This window comes from Herbiconiux oxytropis (assembly GCF_024979315.1).
GTDB classification, from domain to species: domain Bacteria; phylum Actinomycetota; class Actinomycetes; order Actinomycetales; family Microbacteriaceae; genus Herbiconiux; species Herbiconiux oxytropis.
Genome location: NZ_JANLCK010000004.1, coordinates 365,841 through 378,881 on the forward strand (window position 1 = coordinate 365,841; position 13,041 = coordinate 378,881).

Annotated in this window: 13 protein-coding genes; 3 read left to right on the top strand and 10 right to left on the bottom strand. The window is 71.5% G+C overall.

Annotation, left to right across the window (positions count from 1 at the left end):
- Window positions 1-12: 12 nt before the first annotated feature.
- The 3 genes from N1028_RS10255 to budA all read right to left on the bottom strand — a co-directional run bounded on the left by N1028_RS10255 (window position 13) and on the right by budA (window position 2,366).
- Window positions 13-987, bottom strand: coding sequence for a TIGR03557 family F420-dependent LLM class oxidoreductase (locus N1028_RS10255; RefSeq protein WP_259527738.1), 975 nt, complete (start codon window positions 985-987; stop codon window positions 13-15).
- Between the two features lie 73 nt (window positions 988-1,060).
- Entirely contained in the window at window positions 1,061-1,612 is a 552-nt protein-coding gene (locus N1028_RS10260) for an MOSC domain-containing protein (RefSeq protein WP_259527747.1), read from the bottom strand.
- A 19-nt stretch (window positions 1,613-1,631) separates the two neighbouring features.
- A complete protein-coding gene (gene budA, locus N1028_RS10265; protein ID WP_259527749.1) occupies window positions 1,632-2,366 on the bottom strand; it encodes an acetolactate decarboxylase in 735 nt (244 codons plus the stop codon).
- A gap of 48 nt (window positions 2,367-2,414) precedes the next feature.
- On the opposite strand from budA, the gene N1028_RS10270 reads away from it, so the two are divergent.
- Complete coding sequence (locus N1028_RS10270; protein WP_259527751.1) at window positions 2,415-3,275, top strand: hypothetical protein; 861 nt, start codon at window positions 2,415-2,417, stop codon at window positions 3,273-3,275.
- An 86-nt stretch (window positions 3,276-3,361) separates the two neighbouring features.
- Complete coding sequence (locus N1028_RS10275) at window positions 3,362-3,610, top strand: hypothetical protein (protein ID WP_259527752.1); 249 nt, start codon at window positions 3,362-3,364, stop codon at window positions 3,608-3,610.
- 19 nt (window positions 3,611-3,629) lie between these two features.
- On the opposite strand, the gene N1028_RS10280 is transcribed toward N1028_RS10275, so the two are convergent.
- The 5 genes from N1028_RS10280 to N1028_RS10300 form a co-directional block, all read right to left on the bottom strand.
- A complete protein-coding gene (locus N1028_RS10280; protein WP_259527755.1) occupies window positions 3,630-4,913 on the bottom strand; it encodes a CDP-glycerol glycerophosphotransferase family protein in 1,284 nt (427 codons plus the stop codon).
- A 116-nt stretch (window positions 4,914-5,029) separates the two neighbouring features.
- Window positions 5,030-5,875 (bottom strand): glycosyltransferase family 2 protein, encoded by an 846-nt coding sequence (locus tag N1028_RS10285; RefSeq protein ID WP_259527763.1) that lies wholly within the window; start codon window positions 5,873-5,875, stop codon window positions 5,030-5,032.
- Window positions 5,876-5,925: 50 nt separating this feature from the next.
- Entirely contained in the window at window positions 5,926-6,762 is an 837-nt protein-coding gene (locus tag N1028_RS10290) for a CDP-alcohol phosphatidyltransferase family protein (RefSeq protein WP_259527766.1), read from the bottom strand.
- A 2-nt stretch (window positions 6,763-6,764) separates the two neighbouring features.
- Window positions 6,765-7,865, bottom strand: a complete 1,101-nt coding sequence (locus N1028_RS10295) for a glycosyltransferase family 2 protein (RefSeq protein WP_259527768.1) — start codon at window positions 7,863-7,865, stop codon at window positions 6,765-6,767.
- 101 nt (window positions 7,866-7,966) lie between these two features.
- Window positions 7,967-9,769, bottom strand: coding sequence for a S1C family serine protease (locus N1028_RS10300; protein ID WP_259527778.1), 1,803 nt, complete (start codon window positions 9,767-9,769; stop codon window positions 7,967-7,969).
- 135 nt (window positions 9,770-9,904) lie between these two features.
- On the opposite strand from N1028_RS10300, the gene N1028_RS10305 reads away from it, so the two are divergent.
- The gene (locus N1028_RS10305; RefSeq protein ID WP_259527780.1) at window positions 9,905-11,101 is read left to right on the top strand and encodes a pyridoxal phosphate-dependent aminotransferase; all 1,197 of its coding nucleotides are present in this window, start codon (window positions 9,905-9,907) and stop codon (window positions 11,099-11,101) included.
- Window positions 11,102-11,152: 51 nt separating this feature from the next.
- Here N1028_RS10305 and N1028_RS10310 read toward each other — a convergent pair whose 3' ends face one another.
- Together N1028_RS10310 and N1028_RS10315 are read right to left on the bottom strand one after the other, a co-directional pair.
- Complete coding sequence (locus N1028_RS10310) at window positions 11,153-12,007, bottom strand: carbon-nitrogen hydrolase family protein (protein ID WP_259527782.1); 855 nt, start codon at window positions 12,005-12,007, stop codon at window positions 11,153-11,155.
- A complete protein-coding gene (locus N1028_RS10315) occupies window positions 12,004-13,041 on the bottom strand; it encodes a zinc-binding dehydrogenase (protein WP_259527804.1) in 1,038 nt (345 codons plus the stop codon). The genes N1028_RS10310 and N1028_RS10315 overlap by 4 nt, the downstream gene beginning before the upstream one ends.

A 13,041-nucleotide genomic window follows, 5' to 3' on the forward strand; every position in this document is an offset into this window, starting at 1 on the left:
GAGCTCCTTCCGTCACAGCGCGCGGAGCTTCTCCAGCAGCGCGGGCGCGGCCTCGGCCAGGAACTCGTCCTGCCCCTCGTCGCCCACCTGCACGAGAGCGACATCCGTGAACCCCGCCTCGAGGTAGGGCCGGAAGCTCTCAGCGATCTCATCGAGGTCCGGTCCGCAGGCGATCGAGCCTCCCACGTCCTCCGGACGCACGAACTGACTGGCCGCGGCGAAGCCCGCAGGCGTCGGCAGGTCGGCGTTCACGCCCCAGCCGCCGCCGAACCAGCGGAACTGCTCGTGGGCCTGCTCGACCGCCGCCTCCTTCGACGTGGGGTGCCAGCAGATCGGCAGCTGCCCGATCGAGCGCGACGCCGCACCGGATCCGGACGCGGCGGCCCAGCCCTTCACGAGCTCCTCGTCCGGCTCGACGGCGATGAGGTGGTCGCCGAGCGGGGCGAACCGCTCGATCGACTTCTCGCCCGAGACCGCCAGCCCGATCGGCACGCCCTCCTCGGGCAGATCCCAGATGCGCGCGGAGTCCACTCGGAAGTAGGCTCCGTCGTAGGTCACGAGCTCACCGGTGTGGAGCTCCCGGATGATCTGCACCGCCTCCTCGAGCATGTCCTGTCGCGCGGCGACGGCCGGCCAGCCCTCGCCCACGACGTGCTCGTTGAGGTTCTCGCCCGAGCCGAGGCCCAGGATGAAACGACCCTCGGCCAGCAGCTGCAGCGTGGCCGCCTTCTGCGCCACGACGGCGGGGTGGTAGCGCACGGTGGGGCAGGTCACGTAGGTGGCGAGCTCGACCCGCGAGGTGGCCTGGGCCACGGCGCCGAGGAGGGTCCAGGCATAGGGCGCGTGCCCCTGCTCGGTGAGCCACGGCGAGTAGTGGTCGCTCGACACCTCGAAGTCGAAGCCCGCTTCCTCCGCGGCCACGGCGTAGCGCACCAGCTCCCGGGGGCCGCTCTGCTCGGTCATGAGGGTGTAGCCGAATCGAACCATCGTCGTCTCCTGTCCATCGGGTGTCACGTGCTTCCACCGTGACACTCGACGCCGCGACCCGCAGGGGGTTGCGTCAGACGAGAGTCGGTTCTCTGAGCGAACGCGCCGCCGTGCGGAGCACGGCGGGGCCCAGCACGAGCACGCCGTCCGACAGCGGCTCCGAGCGCACGCCGCCCCGGCCCCGCAGCGCCCTGTGCGCACCGGGGGCGAACACGACGTCCATCCAGGCGCACGGGTTCGCCGGGCGGTGGCCCTGGAACTGCACGGCACCCTGGCCGGAGTCGAGACTGAACGCCGCTCCCCTCAGGGCATCGACGTCGAACCCTCGCAGCACGATGTTGCGGCGGGCGAGCGCCGGATCGGGCGAGCGGTCGAGCCCCAGCGCGAAGGCCACGTGGTCGAGTGACTCGGCCGCCATCACGGTCACCGCGGCCGGGCGGTGCGCACCGTGCCCGAAGAACCGATCGCCCACGATCCCGCGCCCGGCCCGCACCTGGATCCGCTCGCGGCTCTCCTGCTCCCCCGGTGCGGCGTTCCGGGGCCCGTCGGAAGGTCGGCCCTCGTAGCGATGCCTCGACGATGCCAGGAGGTGCTCGATCTGCACGTCGAACTCCCGCTCCTCCATCAGGGCCTGCGATCCGGAATCACTGCTGGTGGTCCGATTCGACGTGCCGGATGACATCGTCGGCGCCCGGCAGGTCGAGCTCGGCCGCGAGGAACTCGGGCGAGCTCGGCAGCTGCACGCTCACGCCGTAGTAGCTCTCCACGGCGAGGTCGCCCGTGGCGGTCGCGAGCCCCAGCACGTGCCCGCCCTGCTCCCCGTCGGCCGAGACGAAGTGGAAGTGCGCGCCAGCCACGGTGACGCCCTGGAACACCTGCGGCGCGAGGAAGCCCAGCAGGGTGCCCGTGACATCCGTCAGCACGACCTCCCGCTGGTCGTGCACGGCCTCGGCGAGCGGCAGATAGGGCTTCGACTGCCGCTTGGCCTCGCGCAGGCTGATCGCGGCGAAGTGGGCGTCGAACCGCACGGCGTGGAAGATGTTCGCGCTCACCACCCGTCGCCGCACCTCGGCCTCGAGCTCGGGCAGCGACTCGACGGCCTCCACGAGCTCGGTGCTCCCGGCGGTGAAGTCGACCACCTCGGCGAAGGCCACCTGCTCCGAGGGATCGAGGACGCTCATCGTGCCGTCACCGTGGAAGATCCGGAACACGCCGTCGAGCACCACGAGCTCGCCGTCCATGTGGTCGCCGCAGCCGAGCCCGAAGCCGCCGGCCCTGCCGACCTCCTCCACGCTGAACACGCCGTCGAACAGGCCCGCCACGAGAGCGTCGACGATGGAGAACTGCTGCAGGAGCTTGGGAGCGGGCGAACGGCGCATGAGGGGCATTCTCGCGCACTCTTCAGCAGAACGCACCAGAGTGGAGTCATGGCAACCCGAACCGAGCGCAACATCGACCGCGTGCTGAGCGTGCACCGGCCGGTCGTCCTCGCCCATCTCCGCAGCATCCGGCGCCTGCACCCGAACGCGTCGCCCACCGAACTCCTCGTCATCCTCGAGCGCCGCTACGTGGCGGCCGTCACCACCGGCGGCGCCGCGGTGGGGGCGAGCTCGATGCTGCCGTTCGTCGGCACGGGCATCTCGCTCGGGCTCAGCGCGGTCGAGACCGCCGGGTTCCTCGAGACCACGGCGCTCTTCGCCCAGTCGGTGACCGAGGTGCACGGCATAGCGGTCGACGATCCGGATCGCGCCCGCGCCCTCGTGATGACGCTCCTCATGGGCAAGGCCGGAAGCGACCTCCTGAAGCAGATCGCGGGTCAGGCCACCGGCGGGGTGACGCGCAATGCCTACTGGGGCCAGGTGGTCACGAGCAGCCTCCCCCAGTTCGTCGTGGGTCCCGTGGCCGACCAGCTCAAGAAGCAGTTCCTCAAGCGGTTCGCCGCAGGTCAGGGCGCCAACGTCGTGGGGCGGGCGATCCCGTTCGGCATCGGGGCGGCCATCGGCGGCGTCGGCAACCTCGTGCTCGGCCGCACGGTGGTGACCAGTGCCCGGACGGCGTTCGGGATGCCGCCCTACACCTTCCCGCCCGAGCTCGCGATCACGATGAAGGCGCCCGGCGCGCCCAAGGCCCTCACGCGGAAGCGCGTGAAGTCCGAGAAGCAGCTCGGATCGGGCGGCCGTCGCCGGCTCGCCCTTCCCGGCCGGCGCAAGGCGATCACCGGGACGACCACCGAGGCGCCGGGTCCGCTCGACGGATCCGACACGCGGGTGCCTGACATCCGCATCTGAGCGACGCCGATTCACAGGCAAGTGGTAGCCTGGAGGTCGAGTGAGGCACGCATGCCCGCTCAGACACGAGCGGAAGAGGGGGCGGCATGACGATCCGGTCGACGCTCGCCCGCGCTGCAGCCGTGGTGTTCACCACAGCGGTGCTGCTCGGCTCGGGCACCCTCGCGGCGTCGGCCGCCGCCCTGGCCGGCCACGACGCCGACCCGGAGCCCGCGCTCGCGCAGACCGGCTACGACTTCACGCCGATGCTCGTCACGGCCGCGGTCTTCCTGCTGATCGCCGGCGTCACGGTGATCGTGGCGAAGTACGCGGTCTCTCGCTCCAGCCACAGCTAGCTGCTCCAGCCACAGCTGGCTAGAGGTCGTCGCGCTCCTCGGCGCCGTGCATCTGGTGCACGTCGACCGGCTCGTCGCGAGCGTGCAGCGCGGCGTTCCTCGTCCACTCCGCGAGCAGCTTCTCGATGGCCTCGTGGAAGCGGCGGGTGGCCGTTCCGGGCGTCGTGTCTCCGAAGTAGTGCCGCACCCAGCGGCCGAGACGCACTCCCGCCGCCGAGTCATGCGAGACCTGGTCTATGCGGTCGCGCACGCTCCCGGCCTCCGAGGCCAGCAGCCACTCGCAGTCCGAGAGGTAGCCGCCCGTGTCGATCTGGGCGTCCTCCGCAACCGGCCGGGTGATCAGCAGCGGCTTGCCGGTGGCGAGGCGGTCGTAGACCATCGCCGAGATGTCGACGATCGCGACGTCGGCGGCGGCGAGCTGCCAGCCGAGCTCGGCCCCCGTGTCGTAGACGTGCTGAGCCGAGGGATCGGCGCGGTTCGCCGCCGCGATGGCCGCCACGATGGCACGGTTGGCCGCGCCGTACGCCGGGTCAAGGACTCCGCTGCGGGGATGCGGACGGTAGATCAGGCGGTGCGAGGGCGAGGCCAGGATGTCGTTCACGAGGGCCACGCCGTGCGTCGCGACCGAACCGTAGGCGGCGGCCGAACGGTCGCCCTCCCAGGTGGGCGCGTAGAGCACGACCGTGCGGTCGTCGGGCTGATAGGGCGTGAGCCCGGTGTAGTGGTCGGCCTGCGGGCGGCCGATCGGGAGGGCCCGCTTGTCGAAGTCGTAGTCCCAGAGCACGCGCTCGAGGCGGGCGATGGCGGCGTCACCGGCGACGAACGAGTAGTCGTAGGCCTTGAACTGGTTCGTCGTCATGTACATCTTGTCGCTCTCGCCGTGATTGATGAACACGTGCCAGCGGCGGCCGTAGCGCATCATCTGGAAGTTGCGGGAGTTCTGATTGACGTAGAGGACGACCTTGAGCTCGTGCTCCTCGAGGAAGTCCTCGAGATCCTGGACCTTGCGCACGTAGGCCACGGGAACGGGCGACTCCTCGAGCAGCGCGCTCGTGCCGTCGGGGCTCCGGCTGAGCACGACCACCGGATGCGTGCGGTCGAGCTCGGCGAGCGGCGCGTACCACTGACGCATCTGGTAGAGGTTGACGGCGCCGTCGGCGAAGTACACACCGATCTCGAAGCGGCGACTGGGCAGCGGACCGCGCTCGGCGAGCTGGGAGGCCAGGCGGGAGCGCACCGCGCGCCCCGCGAGGAGGTCGCGGACGACCTTCAGACCCAGTTTCGCATCGCTCAGCACACCCACCCGTCAAGGCTAACCACGCCTCGGCGCCGGCCCGACCGGTTCAGCGGATGCGCGGCGCTTCTTTAGTCAATCGTGACCTTGGGGCGAACCCTCCGGGCGAGCGGCGGGCGGCGGTGTCAGACGATCGGCGGCCGGCCCGCGCGGGTCATCCGCAGCACGGTGCGCCACGACATCGGGCGCCGCTCCCCCGCGTTCGTGCGCCAGCCCTCGGTCCAGCCGCCGAACCAGGCACGGAGCGCAGCGGGGCGCTGGGCCCAGCGGAGGATCTGGATGCCCGTCCAGCTCGCGACGTAGAGCGGCACGAGCACGGCGGGCAGGTTGCGCTTGGCCAGCCACACCCGGTTGCGGGCGTTCAGGCGGTAGTAGTAGCTGTGCCTCGTGGGCTCGATGGCGGGGTGGTGCGCCACGAGGTCGCCCGCATACCAGGTGCGCAGGCCCTGGTCCCAGACCCGCCAGGCGAGCTCGATGCCCTCGTGAGCGTAGAAGAAGGATGCGGCCCAGCCGCCCGTGGCGTCGAAGACCCCCCGGGGCAGCAGCGTGGCGCCTTCCCACACCGAGAACACGTCCCCTGACGCATCCGGCTCGCCCTTGCGGATGCGCGGCACCCAGCGGCGCGGGTTCTCTCGGCCCTCGGGGTCGACGACGCGCGGCTGCAGCAGCCCGATGCCCGGATCGGCCCGGATGAGCGCGATCGCGTCGGCGAGGAACGTGGGCGAGGGCAGGCTCGCGTCGTCGTCGAGGAAGAAGATCCACTCACCGGAGACGACGGCGGCTCCCGCGTTGCGGCCGGCCGGGATGCCGACGTTCTCGGGCAGGGCCAACGTGCGCACCGCATCCGGGAGCCCCTCGGGCACCCAGCCGTTGCCGACGCAGACGATGTCGAGCTCGACCCCCTGCTGGGCGAGGAGCGAGAGTGCTCCACGGCGGAGGTCCTCCGGCCGCGTGCCCTGCGTGAGCAGCACGACGCCCACCGTTGGGGGCGCTGGCTCCGGCACCGACTCGGGCGAGGTGCTCAGGAGCGCACCCGCTTGGAGGCCATGATCGCCACGAAGTGCCCCACGAGCGCGAGGACCGACAGCGGCACGAGGGCGATCAGCAGGATGCGGTCGGCGAGCACGCCGCCGATGAACAGGCCCACCACGGCGAACGCGAAGATGAGCATCGTGAGCTCGACCGAGTGATAGAGCCGGTGGAAGGGCACGAAGCGGGCGGCTCTCCTGAGTCGGGCGACGAGGGCCTGCGACGGCTCGGACTCGCCCTGCTTGTCGGCGAGCTTGTCGAGCCCGGCGTTGGCCCGCGCCACGTGCACCATGTCGTTGAGGGCCTTGTTGAGCACGATCACGAGGGCCAGCAGGAGGCCGAGCGTCGTCCAGAGGAAGTCCTCCGGGGCGTCGAACGGCAGTCCGGCAGCGCGGAGGCCGAGGGCGATCGGGATGAGCGACTCGGTGGTGTAGTGCCCCACCTTGTCGAGGAACACGCCCGCAGGAGACGAGGTGCGGCGCCAGCGAGCGACCTCGCCGTCGCAGCAGTCGACGAGCATCTGCAGCTGGCCCAGGATGAGCGCGAGGGCCGCTCCGCCGATGCCCGGGATGAGCAGGGCGGCGGCGGTGGCCCAGCCCGTGAGGATCATCAGCCCCGTCACCCCGTTGGCCGAGATCGAGGTCTTCAGCAGCACCCAGGTGACGTAGGGCGAGAGGTTGCGGAGATAGAGCGACGCCGTCCAGTGCTCGGCGTTGCGGCGGCCTCGCACCTCGGGCGGCTGGGCGACGGCCTTGAGCTCGGCGATCGACGACGGCCGCCCAGCTGTGGGCCGACCGGCCGGGGGGCGACCGAATGGGGATTGCGACACTGTCACCTTCCCGTGTGCGCTGTGATGTTCTTGGTCAGCGTGAGGAAGCCGAGGATGAATCCCAGCCCCCAGCTGAAATGGATGCAGGGCAAGACTACGAGAAACAGTGCACCCGTGCGACCGCCGGCCTGCCGGGCGGCCCCGAGGGCCGCGACGATCACGAAGAGCGTGTAGACGGCGGGCACGACGAAGCCGAGCAACAGCCACGTGCCGGCCGCCCCGCCGACGGCGGTCGTGATGACGCCGACGATCCCGGCGACCAGACCCAGCACCACGACAGCCACGGTGATGGGCGGCACGAAGTACTTGAGGGCGTTGGCCGAGAAGAAGCGGCGCGCGAGCTCGCCGCGCCAGAGCCCGGTGGAGAAGAACTGCCGCACGAGCCGCTCGAGCGAGGGCCGGGGGCGGTAGGTGACGACCAGGCGCGGCGTGAACCAGACCACGCCGCCGGAGGCCCGGAGGCGCCGGTTCAGCTCCCAGTCCTGGCCGCGGCGGATGTCCTCGTTGAACAGGCCCACGCGGGTGAGCCACTCGCGCCGGAAGACGCCGAGGTAGACGGTCTCGGCGGGGCCCTCCTCGCCGCCCACGTGGTGGGCGCCGCCGCCGAGGCCTGCCTTCGAGCCGTAGGCGATGGCCACGGCGGTCTCGAACGGCGTCGTGCCCTCGGCCTTCATGATGCCGCCCACGTTGGCGGCCCCCGTGCGGAGCATCGCCTCGACCGCGATGCGGGTGTAGTCGCGCGGCAGCAGGGAGTGCGCGTCGACCCGCACGACGATCGGGTACTGCGACGCCTGGATGGCGACGTTGAGGCCGGAGGGCGTCGACCCTGTCGGGTTCTCGATCACGCGGATGCGCGGGTCGACCTCCGAGAGCCGCTCGACGAGCTCGGTGGTGCCGTCGATCGACGGGCCCAGGGCGACGATCACGTCGAACGGCCCCTCGTAGTCCTGGTCGAGCAGGCTCGCGATGGCCGCTTCGACGTGCACGACCTCGTTGAGCACGGGCATCACGTAGGAGACTCCGGGACGGCCGCCCAGCTCGGAGGGCTCGGCGCTCGGCCCGGGGGTCGGTCCGTCGTCCGGTCCGGTGTTCGGCTGGGTCATCGCATCCGCTCGTCGTCTCTGGCCCGCACACGGAAGACGGGCCGGGGGGCCGCCGTCGCGAGCGACGACGAGCCTACCAGCCCGCTTCGGTGGTGCCGGGATTACGGCGTGAGCTCACCCAGGGTGACCGTCACGGTGTCCGAGGACGAGCCGCGGGTGTAGGTGACCTCGGCCTCGCCGCCGGCCGGCAGGGTGCGCACGAGGGCGGTGAGGTCGGTCGAGTTCGAGACCGGCAGGCCGTTGAACGAGGTGACGATGTCGCCCTCGCGGAGCCCGGCCGCCTCGGCCGCGCCGCCGGCCGTGACCGTCTGGATCTGTGCGCCCGCGGTGGTCGCGCCGTCCGCTGCGCTCGCGTTGCCCACGGTCGCGCCGAGGAGGCCATGGGTGGCGGCACCGTTCGCGATGATCTCGTCGGTGACGCGCTGCACGAGGTTCGACGGGATCGAGAAGCCCACGCCGATGCTGCCGGCGGTGCCCGACGAGCTGCCGGCACTCGCGATGGCCACGTTGATGCCGATGAGCTTGCCCTCGGAGTCGAGCAGCGCGCCGCCCGAGTTGCCGGGGTTGATGGCGGCGTCGGTCTGGATGACCGAGAGCGAGATGGTCGACTGCTGGGTGGTGGGGGCCTGCGGCTGGCCCTCCTGGCCGCCCTGGCCCTCCCGGCCGGGGAGGTCGAAGTTCCAGAAGTCGTACGGGCCCTGCTCGCCCTGCTCGCCGTCTTCGTCGGGCACGGAGTCGCTCTCGGTGTCCGGAACCGCCGAGGAGGCCACCGTGATGCTGCGGTTCAGCGCGCTCACGATGCCGTCGGTGACGGTGCCGGCGAGGCCGAGGGGCGCACCGATGGCGATCGTGGTGTCGCCCACGTTGAGCTCGGAGGAGTCGGCGAACTCGATCGGGGTGAGTCCGCTCGCGTCGGTGAGCTTGATCACGGCGAGGTCGGCGATCGGGTCGGTGCCGACGATCGTGCCCACGAAGAGACGGCCGTCGTCGGTCTGCACCTGGATGGTGGGGGTCGACGCCGCGCCGTCGAGGGTGACGACGTGGGTGTTGGTCACGACGTAGCCGTCCTCGGAGAGGATGACGCCGGATCCGGTGCCCGCACCGGCGTCGCTCGAGACCGAGATGGTGACGACCGAGGGAGAGGCCTTGGCCGCGACCGCGGTGACGAGGGTGGCGTCCTCCGGGTCGTTGACCGTGATGCTCGTGGGGCTCGAGGCGGTGCTGGAGCCGCCGCCGCCGTTCTGGCTCGCGACCCAGGCGGTGACGCCGGCGCCCGAGGCTCCGCCGATCAGGGCGCCGATGGCGAGGGCGGCCACGAGCGCCACGCCGCCGCGGCGCTTCTTGGGCTTGGGGGCGCGCGACTGGTCGGTGTAGGCGCCGGAGGCGGCGTACATGGCCGAGTTGAAGGTGGGGTCGGGCACGGAGCCATAGGCCGCACCGCCCTGGGCCGGGGTGCCGAAGGAGCCGTTGCCGTAGTTGGCCGTCTGCTGCGCGTGGGGGGCCTGGGCCGCGTAGGGCTGGGTGGGCTGCTGGCCGTAGGGCTGGGTGGCCTGCTGGCCGTAGGGCTGGGTGGCCTGCTGGCCGTAGGGCTGCGGCTGCTGCGGGGTCGGCTGCTGCGCGGTGGGCTGCTGCGCCGTCGACTGCTGGGCGGTCGGCTGCTGGGCGGTGGGCTGCTGGGCGGTCGGCTGCTGCGGGTAGGTCGGGGTCTGGGGGTGGGTCTCGGTCGGCTGCACTGCCGGAACCTGCGCCTGCACCGGCGGCACGACGGGAGGCACCACGGCGGTGGTGGCGTCGGACGCCTCGACGCGGGCGTTCTCGGTGTTCTGCGAACCCTCGGTGTTCTGCGAACCCTCGGTGTGCTGCGAACCGTCGGGGTTCTCGGGGTTCTCGGTGCGGTCTGACATGTGTGCTCCTTCCAAGCACTCGCAAGCTTCCTCACCCAAGCTGGGCGTTCTCTATGACCAGGCTGTATGCCGACTGCCGTCTCCATAAGACCACGCCATCAAAGGGGTGTTCGGAGCGGGCGCTAGGTTGGAGGCATGACCATCTCCGGATCCTGGCAGCGCACCGCGCGCGGCGCGGGCCTGCTCTCCCCCGACGGCAGGATCGCCTCCACCATCTTCGCCGAGATGAGCGCGCTCGCCCAGGCCACCGGTGCCATCAACCTCGGCCAGGGCTTCCCCGACGAGGACGGCCCCGCCGAGGTGCTCGAAGCGGCCCGCCGCGCGATCGCCGACGGCATCAACCAGTACCCGCCGGGCCTCGGCATGCCCGTGCTCCGGCAAGCCGTAGCCACCCACCAGCAGCGTTTCTACGGCCTCACGGTCGACGCCGACCGTGAGGTGCTCATCACGGCGGGTGCCACCGAGGCCCTCGCCGCCACGATCCTCGCGCTCGTCGACGAGGGCGACGAGGTCGTGACCCTCGAGCCCTTCTACGACGCCTACGGCGGCCTCATCGCCCTCGCCCGCGGCGTGCACCGCACCGTGCCGCTGCGGCTCCCCGGCTTCCTGCCCGACCACGACGAGCTGCGGGCGGCCGTGACCGACCGCACCAAGGTCATCCTGATCAACAACCCGCACAACCCGACGGGCACGGTGCTGCCCCGCGAGACCCTCGAGCTGATCGTGGAGCTCGCGCACGAGCACGACGCCGTGATCGTGACCGACGAGGTCTATGAGCACCTCGTGTTCGGCGTGCAGCACATCCCCGTCGCGACCCTGCCGGGCGCGCGCGAGCGCACCGTCACCATCTCGTCGGCCGGCAAGACCTTCAGCACCACGGGCTGGAAGATCGGCTGGATCGTGTCGACGCCCGAACTCGTCACGGCCGTGCTCGCCGTGAAGCAGTTCCTCACCTACGTCAACGGTGCGCCGTTCCAGCCGGCGGTGGCCGTGGGGCTCGGGCTGCCCGAGTCGTACTTCCGCGAGACCGCGGGCACCCTGCAGGCGAAGCGCGACCTGCTGTCGCAGGGCCTCGAGAAGGCCGGCTTCGACGTGACGGTGCCGAACGGCACCTACTTCGTCGTAGCCGACGCGGCTCCCCTGGGCTACCGCGACGCCGCGACGCTGTGCCGGGAGCTGCCCGCACTGGCCGGCGTGGTGGCGGTGCCGATCAGCGCCTTCTGCAGCGACGAGCACGCCGGGGAGTACGCGAGCCTCGTGCGGTTCGCCTTCTGCAAGAAGGTCGACGTGCTCGAGCGCGCGGCCGCGCAGCTGGCCAGGCTCGGGCGCTGACACGCGGGTACAGTCGCACGGGTACAGTCGCGCGGGTACAGTCGCACGGGTTCAGTCGCGCGGAACGACCTCGAAGCGGCGGAGCGCGAGAGCCGGGTTGACGCGCCGCACCTCGTCGATCCGCGCGGGGTCGACCCACGCGACCGCCACGTCCTCCCGCTCGCCGAGCGACGCGATCGTCACGCCCATCGGGTCGACCACGAGGCTCGATCCGACGCCGACCGGCGGCGTCTGGTCGGCGGCCGCGACGTAGACCGTGTTCTCGAGGGCTCTGGCGGTCACGAGGCTCCGCCAGTGGTGCTCCTTGAGGGGGCCGCGCACCCATTCGGCCGGCACCGCGAGCAGGTCGGCGCCCGCGTCGACGAGGCGGCGCGACACCTCCGGGAAGCGGATGTCGTAGCAGGTCTGCATGCCGATGGTCACGCCCTCGATCGAGAACGTCTGGGGCTCGGCGATCGACCCGGCCTCCACCCAGTCGCTCTCCCGGGCGCCGAACGCGTCGTAGAGGTGCAGCTTGCTGTAGCGGGCCACGATCCCCTCGCCAGGAGACACGGCGACGAGCAGGTTGGCGAACCGTGCCGGATCGTCGGCCGTGGCCGTGAGGCCGGCGATGAGGTGCACGTCGAGCTCGTCGGAGAGGGCCGAGAGGGCGGTGACGAAGGGGCCGTCGACGGGCTCGGCGTTCTCGACGAGGGCGGGGCCGAGCGGATCGGCGAAGTACGACGAGTACTCGGGCAGCACCACGAGCGAGGCTCCTCGGGTCGCCGCGGTGCGCGCGAGGCGGGAGATGACGTCGAGATTGCGGGCCTTGTCGTCGTTCGGTGCGAACTGCGCCACCGCGACGCCGAAGCCGAGGCCCGTGGTGAGGTCGTCGCCGTTGCCGTCGCCGTTGCTCGCGCCGATCATGACAGTCTCGCCATCGCCTTGATCGCCCGGCGTTCGTCCATGGCCGCGTAGGCCTCGGACAGGTTCTCGAACTCCACCTCGAGGTCGAACACGCGGCCGGGCTCGATCGTGCCGGCGAGCACGTCGTCGAGCAGCCCGGGGATGTAGGTGCGCACGGGCGCGACCCCGCCGGCGAGACCGACGTTGTTCGTGAAGGCGATCCCCACCGGGAACTCCACGCCGTGAGGAACGCCCACGAACCCCACACGGGAACCGGGGCGGGCGATCGCGAAGGCGGTGTTGACCGACTCGCCGGTGCCCACGCACTCGAGCGTGGCATCCGCACCGATGCCCCCGGTGAGCTCGACGACCGCCCCCACGGCGTCCTCACCACGGAGGTCGACGAGGTCGGTGGCGCCGAAGGCCGTGGCGACGGCCTGCCGGGCGGGGTTCCGGCTGAGGGCGATGATGCGCGAGGCGCCGAGGCGGCGGGCTGCGAGCACCCCGGAGAGGCCGACGGCCCCGTCGCCGACCACCGCGACCACGGATCCGGGCACGACGCCGGCGCTCACGGCGGCGTGATGGCCCGTGCCGGTGACGTCGGTGAGGGCGAGCAGGTGCGGGATTAGGGCGTCGTCGGGGCGGCCGCCCGGAACCACCACGAGGGTGCCGTCGGCCTGGGGCACGCGCACGAGCTCGCCCTGACCGCCGTCGACACCGCGGGAGGCGTAGACGCCGCCGTGGATGCAGGAGGTGGGCACGCCGTGCAGGCAGTGCACGCAGGTGCCGTCGCTGTAGGTGAAGGGCGAGATCACGAAGTCGCCCACGGCCACGCCGCCCACGTCGGTGCCGATCTCCTCGACCACGCCGATGAACTCGTGGCCGATCCGGGTGCCCGCCTTGCGGCGCGTCTCGCCGCGGTAGTACCAGAGGTCGGAGCCGCAGACGCAGGTGGCGACCACGCGCACGATCGCGTCGGTGGACTGCGTGATCTCCGGGTCCGGGACGTCCTGCATGGTGACCGAATAGGCGTCGTTGAAGACGAGTGCGCGCAT